24 protein-coding genes are annotated in these 23800 nt (G+C 70.4%); 13 read left to right on the top strand and 11 right to left on the bottom strand.

The window, feature by feature from the left end; translation table 11 throughout:
* Positions 1-8: 8 nt before the first annotated feature.
* From DW306_RS20655 to DW306_RS20640, 4 genes are read right to left on the bottom strand one after another with little or no spacing between them, the layout of a single operon-like run.
* Entirely contained in the window at positions 9-812 is an 804-nt protein-coding gene (locus DW306_RS20655; protein WP_136057457.1) for a Cof-type HAD-IIB family hydrolase, read from the bottom strand.
* Positions 813-821: 9 nt separating this feature from the next.
* The gene (locus DW306_RS20650; RefSeq protein ID WP_136057456.1) at positions 822-1667 is read right to left on the bottom strand and encodes an exodeoxyribonuclease III; all 846 of its coding nucleotides are present in this window, start codon (positions 1665-1667) and stop codon (positions 822-824) included.
* Positions 1668-1676: 9 nt separating this feature from the next.
* Positions 1677-3869 (bottom strand): malate synthase G, encoded by a 2193-nt coding sequence (locus DW306_RS20645; protein WP_136057455.1) that lies wholly within the window; start codon positions 3867-3869, stop codon positions 1677-1679.
* A complete protein-coding gene (locus tag DW306_RS20640; protein ID WP_136057454.1) occupies positions 3866-4297 on the bottom strand; it encodes a heme-binding protein in 432 nt (143 codons plus the stop codon). The genes DW306_RS20645 and DW306_RS20640 overlap by 4 nt, the downstream gene beginning before the upstream one ends.
* Positions 4298-4410: 113 nt before the next feature.
* On the opposite strand from DW306_RS20640, the gene pyrE reads away from it, so the two are divergent.
* Entirely contained in the window at positions 4411-4971 is a 561-nt protein-coding gene (pyrE, locus tag DW306_RS20635; protein ID WP_136057453.1) for an orotate phosphoribosyltransferase, read from the top strand.
* On the top strand, positions 4968-5870 hold the full coding sequence (locus DW306_RS20630) for an ROK family protein (RefSeq protein WP_136057452.1): 903 nt from the start codon (positions 4968-4970) through the stop codon (positions 5868-5870). The genes pyrE and DW306_RS20630 overlap by 4 nt, the downstream gene beginning before the upstream one ends.
* Positions 5871-5901: 31 nt before the next feature.
* Here the strand turns inward: DW306_RS20630 and DW306_RS20625 are convergent, their stop codons facing one another.
* The 3 genes from DW306_RS20625 to DW306_RS20615 form a co-directional block, all read right to left on the bottom strand.
* Positions 5902-6204, bottom strand: a complete 303-nt coding sequence (locus DW306_RS20625) for a hypothetical protein (protein WP_136057451.1) — start codon at positions 6202-6204, stop codon at positions 5902-5904.
* Positions 6205-6341: 137 nt separating this feature from the next.
* Complete coding sequence (locus DW306_RS20620) at positions 6342-7481, bottom strand: hypothetical protein (RefSeq protein WP_136057450.1); 1140 nt, start codon at positions 7479-7481, stop codon at positions 6342-6344.
* On the bottom strand, positions 7478-8380 hold the full coding sequence (locus DW306_RS20615; protein WP_136057449.1) for a MurR/RpiR family transcriptional regulator: 903 nt from the start codon (positions 8378-8380) through the stop codon (positions 7478-7480). The genes DW306_RS20620 and DW306_RS20615 overlap by 4 nt, the downstream gene beginning before the upstream one ends.
* Positions 8381-8489: 109 nt before the next feature.
* On the opposite strand from DW306_RS20615, the gene DW306_RS20610 reads away from it, so the two are divergent.
* From DW306_RS20610 to DW306_RS20570, 9 genes are all read left to right on the top strand, one after another.
* Positions 8490-10037: an ABC transporter substrate-binding protein gene (locus DW306_RS20610; protein WP_136057448.1), complete on the top strand. Its 1548-nt coding sequence runs from the start codon at positions 8490-8492 to the stop codon at positions 10035-10037.
* Between the two features lie 64 nt (positions 10038-10101).
* A complete protein-coding gene (locus DW306_RS20605; protein ID WP_136057447.1) occupies positions 10102-11073 on the top strand; it encodes an ABC transporter permease in 972 nt (323 codons plus the stop codon).
* A complete protein-coding gene (locus DW306_RS20600) occupies positions 11070-11957 on the top strand; it encodes an ABC transporter permease (protein WP_136057446.1) in 888 nt (295 codons plus the stop codon). The genes DW306_RS20605 and DW306_RS20600 overlap by 4 nt, the downstream gene beginning before the upstream one ends.
* The gene (murQ, locus tag DW306_RS20595; protein WP_136057445.1) at positions 11954-12859 is read left to right on the top strand and encodes an N-acetylmuramic acid 6-phosphate etherase; all 906 of its coding nucleotides are present in this window, start codon (positions 11954-11956) and stop codon (positions 12857-12859) included. Before DW306_RS20600 ends, murQ begins: the two co-directional genes overlap by 4 nt.
* On the top strand, positions 12859-14049 hold the full coding sequence (locus DW306_RS20590) for an anhydro-N-acetylmuramic acid kinase (protein ID WP_136057444.1): 1191 nt from the start codon (positions 12859-12861) through the stop codon (positions 14047-14049). Before murQ ends, DW306_RS20590 begins: the two co-directional genes overlap by 1 nt.
* A complete protein-coding gene (locus tag DW306_RS20585) occupies positions 14046-14534 on the top strand; it encodes a GNAT family N-acetyltransferase (RefSeq protein ID WP_168429397.1) in 489 nt (162 codons plus the stop codon). Before DW306_RS20590 ends, DW306_RS20585 begins: the two co-directional genes overlap by 4 nt.
* A complete protein-coding gene (locus DW306_RS20580; RefSeq protein ID WP_136057442.1) occupies positions 14531-15664 on the top strand; it encodes a dipeptide epimerase in 1134 nt (377 codons plus the stop codon). Before DW306_RS20585 ends, DW306_RS20580 begins: the two co-directional genes overlap by 4 nt.
* Complete coding sequence (locus DW306_RS20575; RefSeq protein ID WP_136057441.1) at positions 15661-16758, top strand: serine hydrolase domain-containing protein; 1098 nt, start codon at positions 15661-15663, stop codon at positions 16756-16758. Before DW306_RS20580 ends, DW306_RS20575 begins: the two co-directional genes overlap by 4 nt.
* Before the next feature lie 7 nt (positions 16759-16765).
* The gene (locus tag DW306_RS20570; RefSeq protein ID WP_136057440.1) at positions 16766-18397 is read left to right on the top strand and encodes an ABC transporter ATP-binding protein; all 1632 of its coding nucleotides are present in this window, start codon (positions 16766-16768) and stop codon (positions 18395-18397) included.
* A gap of 12 nt (positions 18398-18409) precedes the next feature.
* Here the strand turns inward: DW306_RS20570 and DW306_RS21425 are convergent, their stop codons facing one another.
* From DW306_RS21425 to DW306_RS20555, 4 genes are read right to left on the bottom strand one after another with little or no spacing between them, the layout of a single operon-like run.
* Positions 18410-18574 carry a hypothetical protein gene (locus tag DW306_RS21425; RefSeq protein ID WP_168429396.1) on the bottom strand — a complete coding sequence of 55 codons (165 nt, stop codon included), beginning with the start codon at positions 18572-18574 and terminating at the stop codon, positions 18410-18412.
* On the bottom strand, positions 18571-19146 hold the full coding sequence (locus DW306_RS20565) for a YdeI/OmpD-associated family protein (protein ID WP_136057439.1): 576 nt from the start codon (positions 19144-19146) through the stop codon (positions 18571-18573). The genes DW306_RS21425 and DW306_RS20565 overlap by 4 nt, the downstream gene beginning before the upstream one ends.
* Positions 19147-19149: 3 nt before the next feature.
* Entirely contained in the window at positions 19150-19962 is an 813-nt protein-coding gene (locus DW306_RS20560; protein ID WP_136057438.1) for an HAD-IIA family hydrolase, read from the bottom strand.
* 9 nt (positions 19963-19971) lie between these two features.
* The gene (locus tag DW306_RS20555; protein ID WP_168429395.1) at positions 19972-20658 is read right to left on the bottom strand and encodes a TetR/AcrR family transcriptional regulator; all 687 of its coding nucleotides are present in this window, start codon (positions 20656-20658) and stop codon (positions 19972-19974) included.
* A gap of 64 nt (positions 20659-20722) precedes the next feature.
* Here DW306_RS20555 and DW306_RS20550 point away from each other — a divergent pair, with 64 nt between their 5' ends.
* Complete coding sequence (locus DW306_RS20550; RefSeq protein ID WP_136057436.1) at positions 20723-22339, top strand: amidohydrolase; 1617 nt, start codon at positions 20723-20725, stop codon at positions 22337-22339.
* A 22-nt stretch (positions 22340-22361) separates the two neighbouring features.
* Positions 22362-23789 (top strand): Na+/H+ antiporter NhaC family protein, encoded by a 1428-nt coding sequence (locus tag DW306_RS20545; RefSeq protein ID WP_136057435.1) that lies wholly within the window; start codon positions 22362-22364, stop codon positions 23787-23789.
* Positions 23790-23800 lie beyond the last annotated feature (11 nt).

Genomic DNA, 23800 nt, shown 5'->3' with positions numbered 1-23800 from the left:
GGCTGAGGTCAGCCGAGCATCCGCTCGATGACGCGGGCGACCCCGTCGTCGTCGTTCGACGCCGTCGTCTCGTCGGCGGCATCGTGCACGACGTCTTCCGCACCGGCCATGGCGACGCCGTGCCCGGCCCAGCGGAGCATCTCGACGTCGTTCAGCGCATCGCCGAACGCGACGACGTCGGTGCGATCGATCCCCAGGTGCTCGCAGAGGCGCGCGAGGCCGGTGGCCTTCGTGACGCCCTCGGCCATGACCTCCACGAACGGAGCACCCGACAGCGTCGCCTCGAAACCGGTGAGACCGAGCGACCGCAGCGTGTCGAACAGTGCGGCCGGCGCGAGCTCCGCGTGCCGGATCACGAACTTCACGCTCGGCGCCGACACGACGTCATCGAAAGCGACGCCGCCCATCGTCTCCGGGGCGCGCTTGTGGTCGGCCAGGTCTGCGATCTCCGCATATCCTTCCTGCGCCACGAACGTCTCTCCGGCATCGCGCACGCTCGCGAACAGCAGGCCCGGGATGCTGGCGCGCAGCGCCTCGGCCAGCGTGCGGATGGTGTCCGCGGGCAGCTCTTCGGCGAACAGCATCCGTCGTTCGGTCAGATGCACGGCGTACGCGCCGTTGCTGCACAGCGCCCACCCGTCGAACGCCGCATCCGCCGCGATCACACGCAGGCCGATCGGCTGACGCGCGGTGACAGGCACGACGTGGATGCCGCGATCACGGGCAGCATCCAGCGCCCGGCGTGTGCGTGCAGAGACCCGCGCCGAGGAGTCGAGCAGTGTGCCGTCGAGATCCGTGGCGATCAGGCGCATGGGCGGGTGTCAGGAGAAGATCATCGGCATGTCGTCGTCGTCATCGGCACCGCCGAGGTCGAGGTCGACGACGACCGGCACGTGGTCGCTGGGCTGCTCGCCCTTGCGCTCGTTCCGGTGGATCGACGCGCCGGTGACGGCATCGGCGAACGTGCGCGAACCGAGGACGAAGTCGATGCGGATTCCCTCGTTGCGCGGGAACTTCAGCCGCTGGTAGTCCCAGTACGTGTACCCCTCGGGGAGCAGCGGGCGAACGACGTCGGTGACCCCGGCGTCTTCGAGGGCGAAGAACGCGGCGCGCTCGGGCGGGGAGACGTGCGTGGAACGGCCGACCACGATGTCGGGGTCGCCGTTGTCGTGGTCGAACGGGATGATGTTGAAGTCGCCCACGAGCGCCAGCGGCAGGTCGGGGTTCGCGGCGAGCTCGGCCGCCGTCGACTTCTTGAGCTCTTCGAGCCAGTGCAGCTTGTACGCGAGGTGCGGATCTTCGAGCGAGCGGCCGTTGGGCACATACAGGCTCCAGACCCTGACTCCCTCGACCATCACGCCGAGCGCGCGGGCCTCGAGCGGAGCATCGGGCCCCTCATGCCCCTTCGCGAAGCCCGGCATCCCGCCGAAGGCGGTGCGCACGTCGGTGATGGGCAGACGGCTCGCGATGGCGACGCCGTTCCACTGGTTCAGGCCGTGCACCTCGACGTGGTACCCGGCCTCTTCGAACGGCCCGTACGGGAACTGCTCGGGCTTGCACTTCACCTCTTGCATCGCCAGCACGTCGATGTCTTCGCGCACGGCGAACTCGACGGTGCGGGTGACACGGGTGCGGATGGAGTTGACGTTCCAGGTGGCCAAGCGCATGCGTCCAGCCTAGTTGCGGGCTCCGACAGCAGCCGCCTGCTGTGCCTTCTTCTCGCGCCGAAGGCCGTGCAGCAGCGGCTCGGTGTATCCGCTCGGCTGCGCCGCACCCTCGACGATCAGACGTCGGGCGGCGGTGTAGGCGATCCCGGGCTGCTCACTCTCGGCGAACGCCAGCGGTTCGTAGGCCGCGTCGCCGGCGTTCTGCGCGTCGACGACCGGTGCCAGGCGGCGCAGGCTGTCGTCGATCTGCTCCTCGGTGATGACACCGTGCGCCAGCCAGTTGGCCAGCAGCTGGCTCGAGATGCGCAGGGTCGCCCGGTCCTCCATGAGGCCGACGCCGTGGATGTCGGGCACCTTCGAGACGCCGATGCCCTGATCGATCCAGCGCACGACGTACCCGAGGATCGACTGCACATTGTTGTCGATCTCGTCGGCCACGACCTCGGGCGCGAGGTCTCCGTCGCCGGCGAGGGGCGGCGTGAGCAGGACGTCGAGGCTGCTGTCATCGACCGGAGGGAGCGTCTCCCGCACCGCGAACGGATCGACCTGGTGGTAGTGCAGGGCGTGCAGCGTGGCCGCCGTCGGCGACGGCACCCACGCGGTGGAGGCGCCGGACCGCACGTGCGCGATCTTCTTCTCGAGCATGTCGTGCATGAGATCGGGCTCCGCCCACATGCCCTTGCCGATCTGCGCACGACCGCCGAGTCCGGCGGCCAGCCCGATCGCGACGTTGCGCGCCTCGTAGGCCGCCATGAACGGCTGCGCCTTGATCCCCGCCTTGGGCAGGAACGGCCCCGCGTGCAGCGACGTGTGGATCTCATCGCCCGTGCGATCCAGGAACCCCGTGTTGATGAAGACGACGCGATCGGATGCCGCCGCGATGGCGGCCTTGAGATTCACCGAGGTGCGGCGCTCCTCGTCCATGATGCCGACCTTCATCGTGCGGGGCGGCAGGCCGAGCAGCTGCTCCACGCGGGTGAAGAGCTCAGCCGCGAAGGCGACCTCCTCGGGGCCGTGCATCTTGGGCTTCACGATGTACATCGACCCGGTGCGCGAGTTGCGTCCGCCGTGCGGTCCTTCGAGCTCGGGGATGCTGCCCAGCGCGGTCATGATCGCGTCGAGGATGCCCTCGAATGTCGGTTCGCCGTCGCGGTCGAGCACGGCGTCGGTGCGCATGAGGTGTCCGACGTTGCGCACGAAGAGCACGGCACGACCGGGCAGGGTCACCTCGTCGCCGTCGACCGTGCGGTAGGTGCGGTCGGGGGCGAGCTCGCGCGTGAACGTGCGCCCGTTCTTCGTGACGGATTCGGTGAGCGTGCCGTCCATGAACCCGCGCCAGTTGCGGTAGCCGAGGGCCTTGTCGTCGGCGTCGACCGCGGCGACCGAGTCCTCCAGGTCGAGGATCGCCGTGAGCGCCGACTCGAGCAGGATGTCCTGCACGCCGGCCTCTTCGGTGCGACCGATCTCGCCCTCGTGGTCGATCACGATCTCGGCGTGCAGCCCGTGGTGTCGGAGCAGCACGGCGGTGGGGGAGGCGGCGTCGCCGGTGAAGCCGATGAATCCTTCGGGAGCGGACAGACGACGGATGCCGCCCGGGGTTTCGATCGCCAGCCCGTCGGCATCCACCCGATAGGCGGTCGCGTCGCCGTGCGAGCCTGCGGTGAGCGGGGCGATCTCGTCGAGGAAGGCGCGGCCGCGAGCGACGACCGCGGCCGCCCGAACCGGGTTTTGCTGCGCTCCCGGGGCCAGGTCCCCGGTCTGGTCGATCGCGTCGGTGCCATAGAGCGCGTCGTACAGCGAACCCCAGCGGGCGTTCGCGGCGTTCAGCGCGAAGCGCGCGTTCAGCAGCGGCACGACCAGCTGGGGTCCGGCCATCGTCGCGATCTCGGGGTCGACGTTCTCGGTCGTGATGGAGACGTCGCCCGGGTCGGGCGCGAGGTAGCCGATGTCGGCGAGCAGCGACCGGTACGCGTCCCGGTCGGGTGCTCCGGGGTTCGCCCGATGGAAGGCGTCGATGCGCTGCTGCAGCTCGTCGCGTCTCTGCAGGAGCTGCGCGTTCCGGGGGCCGAGATCATGGATGATCGCGCTCACGCCGGTCCAGAAGTCCTCGGGGTCGCGCGAGGCGTCGGCGAGCGAGGCCTCGGCGAACTCGACGATCGGTGCAGCCACCGAAAGGTCGGCACGGGTGAGGTACGACGTCATGTCAGCATTCCTTCTGTTCGGGCGCCGAGGCGCTGCAGGGTCTCCAGGGCGATCTCGGCATCCTGCGCCGGCGTCCCGCCGGCGACGCCCAGTCCGCCGACGTGCACGTCGTCGAAGAAGATCGGCACGCCTCCGTCGACGGTCGTGAGCGTGCTGCCGGTGGCGAGAGGCAGGGTGATGCTGAGCGCTTCCGGGATCATCCCGGTGCGGCGACGGGTGGATGCCGAGGTGGCGGCCTTGCGGCGGCTGGTCTCGGCGCTGTGCGGGGTGGCGCCGTCGGTCATGCCGTAGGCGATGAGAGTCATCGAGGGATCGGCGACGGCGATGACGGTCTTCACGCCGCGGCTCTCGCCCACTTCCATCGCGATGGCGACGGCGCGCGCGGCCGTCTCGTAGTTGATCGCGGCGATCTGGCGGTGGGTAGACATGATGTCGCCTCTTTTCGATCTCAACTATTCACACAGCGAATGCGAACTTCCGCATGACGGAATCATATGTCATCGAGCGGAGCAGGTCCAACACGCCTCCTACACTGGATGCCGTGACCGCACTCGACGCAGACCGCCAGACGCTTCTCGACCTGATCAAGGACGAGGCGGTGTTCCACGGCGACTTCACCCTCTCCAGCGGCAAGAAGGCGACGTACTACGTCGATATGCGCAAGCTCACCCTCGATCACCGCGCCGCTCCCGCGATCGGTCGCATCATGCTCGACCTCATCGGTGACCTCGACATCGTCGCCGTCGGAGGCCTGACCCTCGGCGCCGATCCGATCGCGAACTCGGTGCTGCACGCCTCGGTCGCCGCCGATCGCCCGCTCGATGCGTTCGTCGTGCGCAAGGAGCCGAAGGACCACGGCCGTGGCCGCCAGATCGAGGGCGCCGACGTCAAGGGCAAGCGCGTCGTCGTGCTCGAAGACACCTCGACGACCGGGCAGTCCGCACTCAAAGCGGTCGAAGCGCTGCGTCGCGAAGGTGCCGAGATCGTCGCCGTCGCCGTGATCGTCGACCGCAAGACCGGTGCGCAGGCCGCGATCGAAGCAGAGGGCCTCGAATGGCGCGCGGCCTTCGATCTCGACGACCTCGGACTCGACCCGCAGTGACGCGCTACGCCCTGGCCGTCGATGTGGGCGGCACCAAGATGGAGGCCGCCCTCGTCGGCGAAGACGGTGTGCTGGTCGCGGGCAGTCGCAGTCGGCAGGCGACCGGTCGCGAGGCCACGTTCGAGTCGCTGACCGCCGCCGTGCAGGCGATCGTCGCACATGCGCTCGCCGCGCTGCCGGAGGGGGCCGACATCGTCGGCGCCGGTGCGGGGAGCGCCGGACCGATCGACCGCATCGCCGGTGCGATCATGCCGGTGAACATGCCGCTGGCGCGGGGCTTCGGCCTGGCCGCGGCCGTGCGCGAGGCGGCATCCGCCGGTCTGGGGTGCGAGGTGCCGACCGTGCTCGGCCACGACGGCGGCGCCCTGGCGCTCGCCGAATCGTGGCTCGGCGCGACGCAGGATGCCGGTGCCTCGCTGTCGATCGTCGTGTCGACGGGTGTCGGCGGCGGCTTCGTCGTGAACGGTGCGTATATCCCCGGCGCCACCGGCAATGCCGGCCATCTGGGCCAGGTGCGCCGGGAGGGCGGCCTGACGCTCGAGGAGATCGCTTCGGGCCCGGCGAGTGCTGCCTGGGCGCAGCAGCAGGGCTGGAACGGGGCGACCGGCGAAGACCTCGCTCGGGATGCCGCGGCCGGAGTCGCCGTCGCGCGCGCCGCGATCGAGCGCTCGGCGAAAGCGGTGGGGGAGGCGCTGGCCGATGCCGCGACCCTCGTCGATCTCGACACGGTCGCCATCGGCGGAGGATTCTCGCGCGTCTCGCCGGACTACATCGACCTCGTGCAGCAGGCTCTCACTGCGAACGCCGCGCACGAGTACTCGCGCAAGGCGCGGGTCGTGCGGTCGGGGCTGGGGGACGAAGGTCCGCTCATCGGCGCCGCGGCGCTCGTCCTGCGCTAGCGACTCCGACGTCGGCAACCGTGCCCGGGTGTCAGCGAGACGCGGTCGCGAGATGACGAGGGGGGCCTTCGAGCCGCGCGATCGCGATCTTCACGTCGACGACCTCGACCGCGAGGTTGTCGATGCGCGTGGCGAGCTTCAGATCGACGGCGTCGATGCGGGTGGTGAGTTTCTCTTCGACGGCGTCGATGCGGGTGGTGAGCTTCTCATGGACGGCGTCGATGCGGTCGTCGAAGTGACGCACGACCCAGGTGAAGCCGGTGAAGAGGCTCGCGCCGAGGGTCAGCACGATGCCGACCGCACTGAGCACGATCGTCAGGGTTTCGATGGACACGTACACGGCTCCAGTCTGCGATGCGAACGACGGGTTTGCCAGCGAAACTACGCTGTTTCTCCACGGCGGAAGCGCTGTATATCGGTATCGGTGAACAACCCGGGGACATGCGCGATCGTGGAGGAGCAGTCGGGCCGTCAGGGCCGGGTCGGTGCACGTCGCCCCGCCCGCGCGGCGACCAGCACCAGCACCGGCACGACGGCGCACAGCGCAGCCGAGACGATCAGTGTCGTGCTCGACGCCGGGTCGCGGCCGATGAGCAGCACCAGGGTCGGGACGAACGTGCCGCCGACGGCTCCGCACGCCACGAGGGCTCCCGTCACCGCTGCGCTGCGTGCGGCGTCGAGCCGGTCGAGGGCGAGCCCGACGATCAGGCCGTAGCTCGGCGCGAGGAGGACGACGGATGCCGCGAGCGCGAGGAGAGCGCCCTCCGGCGCCCGGTCGACCAGCGTCCCGGCGACGGCCATCAGGCAGGCCGCGCCGAACGTGCCGACGGCAAGGATCGCGACCGGGGAGACGGACGCCGTCCGCAGAGCCGCCGCGCCGAACCGACCGAGTGCCATCAGTGCCCAGAACGCGGAGGTCCCGAGCGCGGCAGCGGCGGGGTCGAGCGCCAGCGCGCGCTCCGGGATCACCGCCGACCAACCGGACAGCACGGTCTCGACGCCGACGTAGAGAGGAAGAGCGACCGCGAAGGGGAGCAGAGCGGCCAGCCCGCGCAGGTCTCGACGCGTCGGCGCATCCGACGGCGACGGTTCTTCCCCTCCGGCGAGGAGGACGATGGTCACGAGCGGGACGACGGCGAGGATGCTGAGCACGGGCAGCGCCTCGGATCCGGCGGCCACGGCGAGCGGAGTGAGCGCGGCGCACACGGCCACGGTGCCCAGGAGCGCACTGAGCAGTCCGGTCGCGCTGCCGGTCGCCGCCGTCTTGGCCGCGACGGAACCTGCGGCCTCGACGAGACCGAACCCGAGTCCTGCCAGCGCCGCGGCGGCGAGGAAGACCGTCGGATGACCGGCCCACACCCCCGCGACGAGGGAGATCGCCTGCAGCGCGCTGCCCAGGATCAGCGTCGTCCGCGCCGGTCGACGCACGAGCAGCGGCCCCGAGAGCAGCACGCCGACGAGCAGTCCGGCGAAGAGTGCAGGCACGGCCGCGCTGAGCTCGGCCGAGAGCATCCGCTCCGCCGAGGGGAGTGCGGCGGGCACGAACGCGGCGGTGACACCGAGGCTCGCGAACGCGGCGAAGAGCGCCGTCCGGTTGCGGGCGCCCGTCACGCGCCGCCCGCTCTGACGCGGTGCACGGCGGCGTACGTGTCGCGCAGGGCTTCCATCGAGCGGTCGTAGTTGGACTGGGCGACGCCGATGAAGATGCAGTCGACGACCATGAGCTGGGCGATCCGGCTGCCCAGCGCGCCGGAGCGGAACCCCGTCTCGCGGGCGGCCGTGGTGAGCACGATGTCGGCCTGATCGGCGAGTGCGGCGCCGGCGTGGTTGGTGATCGCGATCGTGGTCGCCCCCGCGCGGCGGGCGAGGAGCAGGAACTCGATGGTGTCGGTCGTCGAACCGCTGTGCGACACCGCGATCGCGACATTGCCCGGCCCGAGGGTGGCCGCCGATGTCCACGCCGCATGCGGATCCGACCAGTCCAAGGCGGTGCGGCCGATCCGGGTGAGCTTGCGCTGCAGGTCGAGCCCGACGATCGAGCTCGCGCCGACGCCGAAGATGTCGACCCGCGTGGATGCGGTGATCGCGTCGACGGCGGCGCGCAGCGCGCCGGTGTCGAGCACCTTGGCGGTGTCGGCGAGGGAGAGCGTCTCGGCGAGCGACACCTTCGCGACGATGTCGGTCAGGGTGTCGTTGCGGTCGATGTCGCCGGAGACGTCGGGGAGGGCCGCCGTGTCGAACGTCTCGCGCTCGACGTCGCGCAGCACGTGGTTGCGCAGCTCGCGGACGTGGTCGTACCCGAGCCGTTTGCAGAACCGCACCACCGAGGTCGTGGAGGTGTCGCAGCGCTGGGCGAGCTCCGCGATCGACAGCCCCGCCGTCTCCGCCGGCTGCGCGAGGAAGAGGTCGGCGATCCGCTGCTCGCTGGGGCGCAGCTCCGGGCGGATCGCGCGCATGCGCACGAGGACGGGGTGCCCGCCGGCATCGTCGAGGGCGGCGTGATGGGGCATGGAGGTCTCCGATCGATGTTTCATAACACTAGGGGAACTTCTGTTACATAAAAAGAGACACTCGTGTACTTTTGGTACCCTCAGTCCCAGCCAGCAGGAGGAATCAGCAATGAGCACAGCACGGCGGGCGTCCCTGGGCGCTCTCACCGCGACGGGCGCCGTCTTGGCCCTCGTCCTGTCCGGGTGCTCCGCCCCGGCATCCGAACCGTCCCCCTCCGAGGGCACCGCCGGCGGCGACCTCGTCATCGGCGTCACCAGCGACCCCGACACGCTCTTCCCCTGGAAGGCGACCCAGTTCCAGGCCGTCAACGTCCTGCAGAACCTCTACGGCACCCTCACCGAGTTCGACGAGAACCTCGAGGTCGTCCCCGGCCTCGCCGAGTCGTGGGATGTGTCGGAGGACGGGCTCACCGTCACGCTCCACCTCCGCGAGGGCGTCACCTTCGCCGACGGAAGCACGTTCGGCTCGGAGGACGTGAAGTACTCCCTCGACACGATCGCCCTCGAGGCCACCGCCGCCGTGGCACGCAGCTCGCTCGCCTCGGTCACGGCCGTCGAGGCCACCGACGAGTCGACCGTGACGCTGACGCTCAGCGCCCCGGACGCGGCTCTGCCCGCCAACCTCGCCGTGATCAACATGGCGATGCTCTCGTCGGACGACACCGAGGAGGCGCTGAACACGACTCCGAACGGCACCGGCCCCTTCGTGCTCGAGGATCGCACGCCGAGCCAGTCGCTCACGCTGGCGAAGAACGACGACTACTGGGGCGACACCGCCCTGCTCGACACGGTCGAGTTCCGTGTCATCCCCGATGAGTCCTCGATCGTCTCGGCCATGCAGTCCGGCAACGTGCAGCTCGCCGTGTTCGACGACCCGCTCGTCGCGCAGACCGCCGAGGGCGCGAACGTCGAGGTCGCGACCACGCCGCAGCTCAGCTACCACGCACTGCAGCTCAACGCCACGCGCGGCGACCTCGCCGATGTCAACGTGCGCCTCGCGATCCAGTGCGCGATCGACCGCCAGGAGGTGCTCGACACCGCCGCACTCGGCGAGGGAGAGGTCACCGGTCCGATCACGTCTCCGGCGTACAAGTCCGACCCCGACGTGCGGCCGTGCCCCGAACGCGACCTCGACAAGGCCGCCGAGTACCTGAAGAAGGCGGGCAAGGAGGACGGCGTCACGATCCAGACCATCGTCTCGCAGGGCGAGTACGCCACCTCGGTGAACGAGGCGCAGAACCTCAAAGCCCAGCTGGCCGACGCCGACATCACCCTCGAGATCGAGGTGCTGGAGTCCGGTGCCTACGTCGACCGCTGGATCGCCGGTGACTTCGACGCCGCCGTCGCCCTCAACGGCGGACGCCCCGACCCGGACGGCATGTACGGCCGCTACTTCACCAGCACCGGCAACCTGAACAAGGTCGCCGGCTACTCCTCGCCCGAGCTCGACGCGCTGTTCGCCGAGGGGCGCCAGACGGCCGACGCCGACGAGCGCAAGGACATCTACGCGCAGATCTCCGAGGACCTCGAGGACAACGCGCCGTGGATCTGGCTGTTCACCAGCTACACCTACACCGCCACGGCGACATCCGTCGACGGCTTCGTCCCGATGGCGAACGGCTCGCTGCAGTACCTGCGGACCACCTCCATCAAGTAGCGGATCGAGGGGGCGCGGCCGGCCCGCGCCCCCTCCCTCCCTGACGACAGGCCCCCACACGCGAATGTTCAGACAGATCCTCCGCAACACGGTGCTGCGCCGCATCCTCGCAGCGATCGGCACGCTCTTCGGCGTCGCCGTGTTCGTCTTCCTGATGCTGCGCGCCATCCCCGGCGACCAGATCAGTGCGGGCCTCGGCACCGAGGCCGCCGCCCTCACCCCCGCCCAGCGTGCGGCCCTCGAGGCCTACTACGGTCTCGACCAGCCGCTCTTCGTGCAGTTCTTCACCTGGCTCGGCAACATCTTCACCGGCAACCTCGGGTTCTCGTCGCGGGCGCAGACGAGCGTGCTCGACCTCACGGCCGCCGCGCTGCCGGTCACTCTCGAGCTCGCGGTCTTCTCGATCGTGCTCGCCCTGGCCATCGGCATCCCGCTCGGCATGCTGTCGGCCTCCAAGCCCGACTCGGTGCGCGACGGCTTCGGTCAGGTCGTCGGACTCGCGGGGCTCTCCATCCCGGCGTTCCTCCTCGGTACGGCGCTCCTGGCGGTCCTGGCATCCTCGTTCGGATTCAACCCCAACGGCCAGGGATTCGTGACGCTCTTCCAGGACCCGCTCCTGAACCTCCAGCAGATGCTGCTGCCCTCGATCGTGCTGGGCTTCGGCATCGCCGCCCCGATCATGCGCACCACGAGGACCGCGGTGCTCGAGATCCGCTCGAACGACTTCATCCGCACCGCGCGGGCCAAGGGCGTGCCGCCGCGTCGGCTGCAGATCCGCCACGTGCTGCGCAACGCGCTCGTGCCGATCGTCACCATGACCGGCCTGCAGTTCGGATACCTCCTCGGCGGTGCGGTGGTGGTGGAGCAGATCTTCTCGCTCCCCGGCATCGGTCGTCAGGTGCTGCTCGGCATCCAGCAGAAGGAGTACGCGCTCGTGCAGAGCACCGTTCTCGTGATCGCCCTCGCCTTCGTCATCGTCAACCTGCTCACCGACCTGCTGTACCGGGTCATCGATCCCCGGGTGCGTGCCGCATGACCGACATCTCTCAGACCCCGGCCCTCGCCCCCGGCGGCGGACGCACCATGGAGCGCGTGCGGCTGCTGCTGCGCAGCCGCAGCGGACTCACCGGCCTCATCATCGTGGTGCTGCTCGCGCTGCTCAGCATCGTCTCGGCGTTCGGGCTGCTGCCCTTCGATCCGCTCGCACAGGACCCGCCGTCGCGCCTGCAGCCGCCATCGGGCGCACACTGGTTCGGCACCGATCAGTTCGGTCGCGACGTGTTCTCCCGGGTCGCCGCCGGCGTCGCCAACTCCGCACTGATCTCCCTGGTCGCCGTCGCGTTCGCCACGATCGTCGGAACGGTCTGCGGTCTGATCGCCGGCTTCTACCGCGGGTTCTCGGACGGCGCCATCACGGCGGTCACGAACGTGCTGTTCGCGTTCCCCCCGCTGCTGCTGGCTCTCTCGCTGGCCTCGGTCTTCGAGCGCAACTGGTTCACGATCGCCGTCGCCATCGCGATCGTCTACGTGCCGATCTTCATCCGCGTGACCCGGGGTCCCGTGCTCTCGCTCCGCGAGGTCGAGTACGTCAAGGCGGCCAAGAGTACGGGGCAGAGCCGCATGGCGACGATGTTCCGGCACGTGCTGCCGAACATCACGTCGATCATCATCGTGCAGGTGACGCTCTCGCTCTCCTGGGCCGTGCTGACCGAGGCGTCGCTGAGCTTCCTCGGACTGGGTACCCCGCCGCCGGCGCCGTCGCTCGGATCGATGATCTTCGAGGCGCGCACGCTCCTGACGATCGCGCCGTGGACGATGATCGCGCCCGGCGTGGTGGTGGTGCTCCTCGTGGTGGGCCTGAACCTGCTCGGGGACGGGCTGCGCGACAGCCTCGACCCGCGGAACAGGGGGAAGCGATGACGATGGAGGACCTCGGCGCACTCGCCACCGAAGCCAGCGACCCGCGCTACGCGGAGCTCGATCTCATGAGCGTGGCGGAACTCGCGCAGACCATGAACGACGCGGATGCGACCGTGCCCGGCGCCGTGCAGCGCGCCCTTCCGGAGATCGTGCCCGCGATCGAGGCGACGGCGGCGCGCATGGCGCGCGGTGGCCGGCTCGTCTACGTGGGCGCGGGAACGCCGGGACGCATCGGCGTCGTCGACGCCTCGGAGTGCCCGCCGACCTTCAGCACTCCGCCGGAGCTCGTCTTCGCGATCATGGCGGGTGGACCCGGGGCGATCGTGAATCCGGTCGAGGGCGCCGAGGACGACGCCGAAGCCGGTGCGAACGCCATCGACGAGGCGGGCATCGGTCCGCTCGACACGGTGATCGGCATCGCCTCGAGCGGCCGCACGCCGTACGTGGTGGCGGCGATCCAGCGGGCGCGCGAGCGCGGCGCATTGACCGTCGGACTCTCCTGCAACACCGGCACCGTGCTCAGCGCGGCCGCGGAGCACGGGATCGAGGTCGAGGTCGGCCCCGAGGTGCTCTCCGGGTCGACGCGTCTGAAGTCGGGCACCGCGCAGAAGCTGGTGCTGAACATGTTCTCGACGATCGTCATGGTTCGGAACGGCAAGGCCTACGGCAACCTCATGGTCGACCTGAAGGCGACGAATCACAAGCTCCGCGAACGGGCCATCCGCATGGTGCGATCCATCGCCGAGGTCGACCGGGACGCTGCGGTCAGCGCACTCGAATCGGCGGGCTACGACGTGAAGATCGCCTCGATCATGCTCCGCCGCGGCGAGGACCTCGCCGCGGCCACCGCTCGGATCACCGCCGCCGACGGACGGCTGCGGACAGCACTGGAGGAGAACTGATGCGCGTCCTGGGACTCATCTCCGGCACCTCGCACGACGGGATCGACGCGGCTGTCGTGGACTTCACGGCGGGCGACGCCTCGGCGGCGTCGGGTGTCGCCCTGCAGGGAACGGTCCTCGCCTCGACGAGCGTGCCCTACGCTCCGGAGCTGCGCGCGCGACTGATCGCGGCGCTTCCGCCGGCGCAGACGACGCTCGCCGAGGTCGCCGAGCTCGACACGCTCATCGGACAGGCGTTCGCCGAGGTCGCGGCCGACATCGCCGCCGAGGTGGGCGAGGTCGACGCCGTGTGCTCGCACGGCCAGACCGTGTACCACTGGGTCGACGGCGCGCACGCGCTCGGCACCCTGCAGATCGGGCAGCCGGCCTGGATCGCCGAGCGGGTGGGCGCGCCGGTCGTCTCCGACATCCGCATCCGTGACATCACCGCCGGCGGACACGGCGCCCCGCTGGTCTCCTTCCTCGACGAGCTGCTGCTGCGCACGCGGGGCGGCGTCTCCGCGGCCCTCAACCTGGGTGGGATCTCCAACATGACGGTCGTGCGCCCCGACGGGCTCGTCGCGTACGACATCGGGCCTGCGAACGCCCTCGTCGACGCGGTGATCGTCGAGCACGCCCTCAACCCGCTCGGCTACGACGACGACGCCCGGATCGCCCGCACCGGCCGCGTCGACGAGGCGCTCCTCACCGCGCTTCTCGCCGATCCCTACTACGCGCTGACGCCGCCGAAGAGCACGGGCAAAGAGCATTTCCACCTCGGCTACGTGCACGAGCATCTCGCGGCGCAGGGGCGCGAGATCCCCGTCGAAGACGTCGTCCGCACGTTCACGGAGCTCACCGTGCAGACCGTCGCCCGCGATGTGTCGGCGGCCGGCATCGGCTTCCTCGCCGTCTCGGGCGGCGGATGCCGCAACCCGCTGATCCTCGACGGACTGCGCGCGGCCCTGCCCGGCACGCAGGTCGTGCTCGCCGATGAACTCGGCGCCCCCGCCGACAGCAAGGAGGCGATCCTGCTCGCGCTGATCGGCTGGTGCACGATGCACGGGGTCGCCGCCATCGTCCCCGGCGGCACCGGCGCGCGGGAGCCGCGCATCCTGGGCACGATCACTCCGGGCGCAGGCCCCCTCGTGATGCCGCAGCCCGTCCCCGGCATCGAGTCCCTGATCCTCGCGGAGGCTCCGGCATCGTGACACCCGACGTGCGCCGTGCGACCCCGGACGACCTGTCCGGGGTGCTCGGCGTGTTCCTGGCGTGCTGGCGGGAGAGCTACCGCGGCATCCTTCCCGATGCGGCGATCGAGGCCATGACCGACGAGCGTGCCGAGGCGCTGTGGCGCCGGGTGCTGGCAGATCCGGTCGGCGAGGTGATCGTCGCCGACCGCGACGGCGAGATCGTGGGCGTCACACGCTATGCCACCACGGCCGGGGAGGGCGCAGTGCACTCCTTGTACGTCTCGCCGCGCGCGCACGGCGGCGGGGTCGGCACCGGGCTGCTGTCGTCCGCCGCCGATGCCCTCCGGGCGGCGGGTGCGGATGCCGCGACGCTCTGGGTCTTCGCGGCGAACGCGCCCTCGATCGCTTTCTACGAGTCGCGCGGCTGGCATTCCGACGGCGCGACCCGCACGCAGCCCGAGTTCGGCGAGCCCGAGCAGCGGATGCGCAGGGAGTGGGCATGAGCGTCGTGGAGGGGCTGCGTGTGCTGCGGGTATCGTCGCCGCTGGTGCGGCCCTTCATCACGGCCGTGCGTCGCACGGATCTGCTCGAGGTGGTGCTCGTCGAGGCGACCGACGCGGACGGCCGTGTCGGCTGGGGAGAGGCGGCGACGAGCTGGCGCGTCACGGGGGAGAGCCCCCAGAGCGTCGCCGCCGTGGTGGCGGGACCGCTCGGCGACACAGTGATCGCGCGGGATTCCGGCGATCCCGCGCTCGCCGCGGACATCGCGGCATCCGTCTGGGGGAACGCGGCCGCCCGCAGCGCGGTGGAGTGCGCCGTCGCCGATCTCGCGGCTCAGGAGCGCGGGCTCTCGGCCGGGGCGATGCTCTCCGGGGACGGAAGGGCGGCGGTCCCACGACTCCGCACCGACATGACGCTGTCCACCGCCACCCCTGCCGAGCTGGCGGAGCAGGCGGTCGCGCACGTCGCCGCCGGATTCGGATGCCTCAAGATCAAAGCCTCCGCGGCGCACGACACGGTCGCGGGGCTGCGGGCTGTGCGCGCCGCCGTCGGACCCGCGATCACTCTGCGCATCGACGCGAACCAGGCCTGGGACGCCGAGACCGCGATCCGGGTGATCCGCACCCTCGAAGACACGGACCTCGCGGTCGAGCTGGTCGAACAGCCCGTCGCGGCTCACGACATCGACGCCCTCGCCGCCGTCACGGCTGCCGTCGACACCCCGATCATGGCCGACGAGTCGGTGCGCACCGCTCAGGACGTGCGCATGATCGCCGACCGCGGCGCAGCGGATCTCGTGAACATCAAGCTCGCCAAGACCGGCGGGCTCGCCGAGGCCCTTGTCGCCGCGGATGTCGCCCACGATGCCGGACTGGACGTCGTGATCGGCTGCATGATGGAGTCGCACGTCGGAGTGACCGCGGCCGCGCACCTTGCCGCCGCGATCGCGCCCGACGTGGTGCACGACCTCGACGCGGCCCTGTGGCTGCGCCGGTCGCCGGTGGTCGGCGGCATCCGGTCCGAAGCGGGCGTGCTCCACCTCGGTACCGGCCGCGGATTCGGCATCGACGGGCTCGGGGCCGACGCCGACGTCCTCGCTGACGTGCGGACCCGCGCAGGGGTGCGCGCATGAGCGCCGTGCAGGCGGTCGAGGCCGTGCTCGCCGGGCCTTCCGCCCCCGCCGGCACGGTGGTCGGCGTCGCAACGCCGTCGGAACGAGACGTGGCGGCGGGCGGTCACGCCGACGTCGCGGGAACGCCGATGACGCCGGCGACCGCGTTCGATGTCGCTTCCGTGACGAAGGCGGTGGCGACCACGACGGCCGTGCTGCGTCTGGTGAGCCGCGGCGACCTCCGGTTCGACGATCTCGTCTCGCGCTTCCTTCCGGGCACCGCCTGCGCCCCGTCCACGACGCTCCGGCACCTGCTGCAGCACCGCGCGGGGCTCTGGGAATGGCAGCCGCTCTATCTCGACCCGCGCGATCCCGTCACCGCCATGGATGCGCTCCCGCTGCGCTACGCGCTCGACGAGGGGCGACACTACTCCGACCTCGGCTTCCTGGTGCTCGGCCGCATCGTCGCCGCGGTCACCGGGCTGCCCCTGGATGCCGCCGTGCGCGAGCTCGTGACCGCACCCCTCGGACTCGACCGCACCGGATACGGCCCGATCGCGTCGGCCGTCGCCTCCACGGCGCGCGGCGACCTCGCCGAGCGCCGGATGGTGGCCACGGGCGAGCCCTACCCGATCCTCACCTCGCGGCGGCATTTCGCCTGGCGCGAGGAGGAGATCGCCGGAGTGGCGAACGACGGCAACTGCTTCCACGCGTTCGGCGGAATCGCCGGTCACGCGGGACTGTTCAGCACCGCCGATGATCTGCTCACGCTCGGTCTCGCGCTGGCCGCTGCCGACGAGCACGCCGACCTCTGGCATCCGGAGGCGGTCGCCGATCTCTTCCGCGACGGACCCGATCCGGGCCAGGCGCTCGGCTGGCGCAGTGACAGGGTCCGCCTGGACGGCCGGGAGGAGCGGATGCTGTGGCATCCGGGCTTCACCGGCTGCGCGCTCGGCATCATCCCCGGCGCCGCCACCGCTGCCGTGGTGCTGAGCAACCGCCTCCTCGCGGCCGAACCGGCCACGACCGAGGCGCTGTGGCGATCCGCGCTCCCCGCACTCCTGGGCGGCCAGACACCCCGTGAGTCCGCGACGTCCGTGACACCGAAGGAATGAGAACACCATGAGCAACACCGAGCCCGTGCTGAGCATCAACGGCCTCGCGGTCGCCTTCCGGACCGGCTCCGAGCTGGTCACCGCGATCAGCGACGTCAGCATCGACGTCGCCGCGGGGGAGACCGTCGCCGTGGTCGGCGAGTCCGGATCCGGGAAGTCCACGACGGCCGCGGCGGTCAACCGGCTCCTCCCGGAGAACGGCGTGATCACCGCGGGCAGCATCCGCTTCGACGGGCGCGAGGTCACCGAGCTGGGCGAGAACGCGATGATCTCGCTGCGCGGTGCGGGGATCGGCCTCGTCCCGCAAGACCCGATGTCGAACCTCGACCCGCTCATGCGTGTCGGCGACCAGATCGGCGAAGCCCTCGAGGTGCACGGCCGCACCACGGGCGCCGCCACGACGGCCCGGGTGGTCGAGCTGCTCGAGATGGTCGGGATCGCGGATGCCGCGAACCGCGCCCGTCAGTACCCGCACGAGTTCTCCGGAGGGATGCGCCAGCGCGTGCTGATCGCCATGGGGCTCGCGTGCACGCCCCGGCTGCTCATCGCCGACGAGCCGACCTCGGCGCTCGACGTCACGGTGCAGCGCCGCATCCTCGACCAGCTCGACGAGCTGACCGACGAGCTCGGCACCGCGGTCTTCCTCATCACGCACGACCTGGCACTCGCCGCGGAGCGCGCCGACCGCATCGTCGTGATGTTCCGCGGCAAGATCGTCGAAGAGGGCACCTCGGCCGAGGTGCTGGGCAACCCGCAGCACGAGTACACCCAGCAGCTGCTCGCCGCGGCGCCCAGCCTCGCGTCCCGCCGCGACCCTCTGCCACAGCGCGAGGTTGCCGCGTCGGAGACGCCGTTCGTCGAGGTGCGGGACCTGCGCAAGGAGTTCGCGCTCCGCTCACCGAAGCCCGGCGAGGCGCAGAGCTTCACCGCCGTCGACGGCGTGAGCTTCTCGATCCGACGCGGCACGACCGTGTCGATCGTGGGGGAGTCGGGGTCGGGCAAGTCGACGACCGCGAACATGGTGCTGGGGCTCGAAGACGTCACGTCCGGGTCCATCCTGTTCGACGGTCTCGATCTGACCTCCCTGCGGCGCAAGGAGCTGTTCGCCCTGCGACGTCGCGTCCAGCCGGTCTTCCAGAACCCCTACGCGTCGCTCGACCCGCGGTACACCGTCGAGCAGTCCATCGCGGAGCCGCTGCGCGTGCACCGCATCGGCACGGCCGCCGCGCGCCACGCCCGCGTCCTGGAGCTCCTCGAGCAGGTGGCGCTTCCCGCGGCCATGGCCGAACGTCTGCCGCACGAGCTCTCCGGCGGACAGCGGCAGCGTGTGGCGATCGCCCGGGCCCTCGCCCTCGAGCCCGAGCTCGTCGTGCTCGACGAAGCGGTGTCGGCGCTCGACGTGCTGGTGCAGGCGCAGATCCTCGACCTGCTCGCCGACCTCCAGCGCCGCCTCGGACTCAGCTACCTGTTCATCAGTCATGACCTCGCCGTCGTGCGGATGATCTCCGACGAGGTGCACGTCATGCAGCGAGGCGTCGTCGTGGAGAGCGGAACGCCGGAGCGCATCTTCGACGATCCGCAGCATCCGTACACGAAGGAGCTGCTGGCGGCGATCCCCGGAGCGACCCTGGCGTCGTGAACCGGCGCGCGCTCAGCGCTTGCCGTCGTCCTCGTCCCAGGGGCCTTCCCACCAGTTGCCGCCGCGGCCCTCGTCCGGTCCGCCGCGGCGGGAGCGCACGAACTGCACGATGATCACGGTCAGAGTGCTGAGCAGGATCAGGAAGACGACGAGGAACAGCACGTCGCTCTGGTTCATGGGCGCTTTCCTTCCGCGGCATCCGCCACGATCTTCGCGATGCGGGCCGAGCGGGTCTCGGGGCGCTTGGCCATCGCGATGTGCGTGAGCCCGAACTTCTTGACCGACTTCGGGAACGCGTCCCAGTTCTCGCGTGCCGCGGGCACGGCGTCGAGGGCGGCGGTGAGCTCGTCGGGCTCGATGCCTGCCTCGGGGCCGTCCAGCATGGTCCAGGATCCGTTCGCCTTCGCGACCTCGATGGCGCGGATGCCCGCGGGCGCGAGCTGACCGTCGCGCTCGAGTTCGAGGAGACGCGCCTTGTTCGTCGCGGCCCATCCGCTCGCGGGGCGCCGCGGCGAGAACCACTGCCCGACGGTCTCCTCGTCGAAAGTGCGCACCGGGCCGTCGATCCATCCGAAGCACAGGGCCTGCCGCACGGCATCGTCGTAGCCGACGCCGTCGCCGTCGGTGCGGATGCCGCGCACGCTCAGCAGCCAGACGCCGTTGGTGCGTTCGTGATTCTCCTCGAGCCAGGCGCGCCAGGCCGCAGCATCCGCCGCGCGGACCCGTTCGCCCTCGTCAAGCGCCCCCACGGATCACTTCTTCGTCTTGATGGTCGTGATCGTGTCGGTGATGCGCGGCAGCAGGTCGGCGACCGACTGCACGATCTCGTCGGGGCGGAACGGGTACTTCTCGATCTCGGCCTGGTCGCTGATGCCGGTGAGCACCAGCACGGTGTGCAGGCCCGCCTCGATGCCGGCGACCACGTCGGTGTCCATGCGGTCGCCGATCATGCCGGTGCGCTTCGAGTGCGCGCCGATCTTGTTGAGCGCCGAGCGGAACATCATCGGGTTCGGCTTGCCGACGACGTACGGCTCCTTGCCGGTGGCCTTCGTGATGAGCGCGGCGATCGCCCCGGTCGCGGGCAGCGGTCCGTCGGCGCTCGGGCCCGTGGCATCCGGGTTCGTGACGATGAAGCGCGCGCCGCCGATGATCAGGCGGATCGCCTTGGTGATGGCCTCGAAGGAGTAGTTGCGGGTCTCGCCGACCACCACGAAGTCGGGGTTCGTCTCGGTCATGATGAAGCCGGCGTCATGCAGCGCGGTGAGGATGCCGGCCTCGCCGATCACGAACGCCGAGCCCCCGGGCAGCTGCTGCTGCAGGAACGACGCGGTCGCGAGCGCCGAGGTCCAGATGCGCTCTTCGGGCACGTGCAGCCCGCTCGTGCGGAGCCGGGCCGACAGATCGCGGGCGGTGAAGATCGAGTTGTTCGTGAGCACCAGGTACGGGATGCCGGCGCTCTCCCATCCGGCGAGCAGTTCGGATGCTCCGGGGATGGCGTCGTTCTCATGGACGAGCACGCCGTCCATGTCTGTGAGCCAGCATTCGATGTCGTCTCGTTGAGCCATGTGCACAGCCTAGATGCCCGAGGCGACAGCCGGAGGGCGGGTATCTCCGGAGGGAACGGCCCACGCGGCGAGCCCCGTGATCAGGGCCCGCAGACCGATGCGGAAGGTCTCGCGGGCCGGGTCGTCGCCGGCCGACGCGCGCAGGCGCTCCGCCTCGGCGTAGCGCGGGAAGTCCTCGGCCAGCTCGCCCGGCGACATGTTGTCGGTCGGCGCGAGCGCGTCGAGCGCGGACCCGATGATGAACGACTCGAGAGCGACGATCGTGTCGAGGGTCTTCGACGGCGGCCAGCCTGCGGCGAGGAGCCGGTCGGTGACGGCCTCGTACTGGAGGAAGGACTCCCGGTCCGCGTCGATCGGCAGCGTCGCGAGGAGCACGATCGCCCCGGGTGCGGTGAGCATCGCCTCGCGATAGCTGACGCCCCACCCGAAGAGCGCCTCGACAGGGTCGGCGTGGTCCAACGGCGCGAGTTCGGTGAGTGCTCCGATCCGCGCCCTCATGGCGCGGATGACGGCATCCCGGTTCGCGTAGTGGTGGTAGAGCGCCGATGTCCGCACGCCGAGCGCGGACGCCAGCGCGGTCATCGTGAACTGCGCCGGCCCGCGTGAACCCGCCACGCGCAAGGCCGCCCGGAGGATCTTGTCCTCCGTCAGGACGGTGGCGCTCGGGCGACCTGCGCTGCGCTGCTGCTTTGTCATGGAACCGATCTCTGCTACTTTATTGAAACTCATTCAATTAAACCCTCGGTCGGGAGACCCCGCCATGACCATTGTCGCCGCAGACGTGATCATCACCGGCGCACGGATCGTCACCATGGATCCGCGTCGCCCGCTCGCCTCCGCGCTCGCCGTGCGCGACGGCCGCATCCTCGCCGTGGGCGACGACGCGACCGTCGCCGAGTTCCGCGGCGCGGGTACCGAGATCCGCGATCATCGGGGGAAGACCCTGACACCGGGCCTCATCGACGCGCACCTGCACCCGATCCAGGGTCTCGAGCTCGCGGTCGGCACCGACCTCGGCGGGATCACCGAGGCGAGCTCTCTGCTCGCCGCGCTCCGCGCCGAGGCCGACCGCGCGCTGGCCGAGGACGCGGACCCCTGGGTGCGCGGGTGGAATCTCGACTACGACGTCTTCCATGAGCTGCCCTGCGCGGCCGCCGCGATCGACGACGCCGTGCGCGGTCTGCCGGCGCTGCTGGTCATGTACGACGGGCATACCGCGCTCGCCAGCTCGGCCGGGCTCGTGCGCGGCCAGATCTCCGGACCGCGTGACTTCGCCGACAACTCCGTCATCGTCGTCGACGCAGACGGAGCGCCCACCGGAGAGCTGCGGGAGATGTCCGCCTACGAGCCCGTGCGCCGGTCCGCCCCGGCGCTCAGCCGCGAGCAGACGCTGGACGCGACGCATCAGCTGCTGCGCGGTCTGGGTTCGTCCGGCCTCACCGGCGGCTGCATCATGGACGGGTCGTTCGCGACCCTCGAGCTGCTGCGCGACCTCGACGAGAGCGGACGCCTGCCCGTCCGGATCGTCTCCGCCGTCGACCACGAGCCGTCGTTCGACGCCGAGCGGATGGCCGAGAACCTCGCTGTGCGGGACGAACGGGGCGGGCGCTGGCGCGGCGGACTCGTGAAGCTCTACGCCGACGGCGTCGTCGAGACAGGCACGGCCTGGTTGTACGAGCCGGATGCCGAGGGGCAGGGCCTCGAGCCCTTCTGGAAGGACCACGCCGCGTACGTCCGTACCGTCGCCGCGTATGCGGGTGCGGGGTTCCAGGTGGCCACGCACGCGATCGGCGACCGCGCCATCGGCAGCGCCGTGGACGCGTACCTGAAGGCCGGCGTGCGATCCGCGAACGGCGCTCCGCATCGGATCGAGCATCTCGAGACCACCGCCGATCGCGACTTCGCCCGCATCGCCGCGGCCGGGATCACCGCATCCATGCAGCCGCTGCACCTGCAGTGGCGCAAAGCCGACGCCACCGATGACTGGGCGCAGCGCCTCGGGCCGGAGCGCACCGCGCACGCATGGCGCGTGCGCGACTTCTGGGATGCCGGTGCCCCGGTCGCTCTCGGCTCGGACTGGCCGATCGCGCAGAACGACGCCAGGATCGGACTCGCCTGGGCGATGCTGCGTCGACGGCCCGGCGCCCCCGACGCGCCGGTCTTCGAGCCGGAGCAGCGCCTCACCGCCTACCAGGCGCTGCACGGCTACACCGTCGGCGCGGCGCGCGCCCAGGGAGACGTCGACCTCGGTCGGCTCGCTCCCGGTTTCCGCGCCGATTATGCGGTGTGGGATGCCGACCCGCTTCAGGTGTCGCCCGACGAACTCGTCGAGGTCGCCGTATCCGAGACCGCCGTCGGCGGCTTCGTCGTCTCCTGATCGCAATCACAACGAGGTGACCATGTTCGTGCTCCTTCCCATCCTGGTGATCCTGCTCGTCGCCGTCCTGACGCGCCGGACGCTCTTCGCCCTCTTCTGCGGCACCCTCGTCGGTGCCCTGCTGCTCTCCGGCTGGGGGGCGTTCGACACCTGGGTCGAGTACTTCGGCAAGTCGCTCGCGAACGAGACGGCGCAATGGCTCCTGCTGATCGTCGTGCTCTTCGGCATCCTGATCACGCTGTTCGAGCGCTCGGGCATCGTCTCGGATTTCGCGCGGTGGACGGAGCGCTTCGTCAACTCGCGGCGCAAGTCGACCCTGCTGACCTTCTTCCTCTCGGTGGTCCTCTTCGTCGACGACTACTTGAACGTGCTCACCGTCGGCACATCGCTGAAATCCCTCACTGATCGGTACGCGGTGCCGCGCACTCAGCTCGGGTCGATCATGAAGATGACGGCGGCGCCGATCGCCGTGATCGTGCCGTTCTCCACCTGGGCGCTGTTCTTCTCCGGTCTCTTCGAGGCGCAGGGCGTGACCGTCGGGGGATCGGGCTTCGGCGCGTACCTGCAGGCGATCCCGTACATCTTCTTCGGTTGGATCGCGATCGTGGTGGCGTTCCTGATGAGCGCCGGCTGGCTTCCGCGGTTCGGTGCGATCAAGCGCGACGCCGTGCGTGCCGAGCGCGACGGCGACGTGTTCCCGCTCGGCACGACTGCGGAGGAGCGCGAGGCCGAGGGTGCGGTGCTCCTCGAGGAGATCAGGAGCACGGATGCCGACGGCTCGACCGCCCAGCGCGTCGCCGTGGCGCTCGAGACCGAGGTCGCGACGAAGCGTCCGCAGGCCTGGCCCTTCCTGCTGGCGATGGTCACCCTCGTCGGGGTCACGATCCTGACCGAGGCGAATGTCGTGAAGGGCACGGCGGCGGCTCTCGTCGTCACGATCGTGATCACGCTCATCCAGCGACGCCTGCGCATCCGCGAGATCCTCGAATCGGCACTCGCCGGAATCGAGAGCATGCTGTTCGTCGCTGTGCTCACGGTGCTCGCCTTCATGGTGCAGGAGATGAACGTCTCCCTGCACCTCGCCGACTGGGTGATCACCGTCACCGAGCCCGTGCTCACGCCGGCGCTCCTTCCCGCCATCGTGTTCGCGGTGTGCGGCATCTACGCCTATGCGACCGGATCGTTCTGGGACCTCGCCGCGGTGATCACGCCGGTCGTGCTGCCGCTCGCGATCGCCCTCGGCGCCGACCCGATCCTCGCGGGGGCGGCGGTCTTCTCCGGTGCGGCGCTGGGCAGCACCACCTGCCTCTACGGCGACGGGATCATCCTCGCGTCGCGATCGATCGGCATCAAACCGCACAACCTGATGCTGGCGATCCTGCCCTATGCCGGCATCGCCGCGGGGCTGTCGTTCGTGATGTACCTCATCGTCGGCCTGATCGGGGCCTGAGCGACGGTCGG

This window comes from Microbacterium sp. K24 (assembly GCF_004794465.1).
Taxonomy (GTDB): domain Bacteria; phylum Actinomycetota; class Actinomycetes; order Actinomycetales; family Microbacteriaceae; genus Microbacterium.
This window is presented reverse-complemented; position numbering and strand designations above follow the sequence as displayed.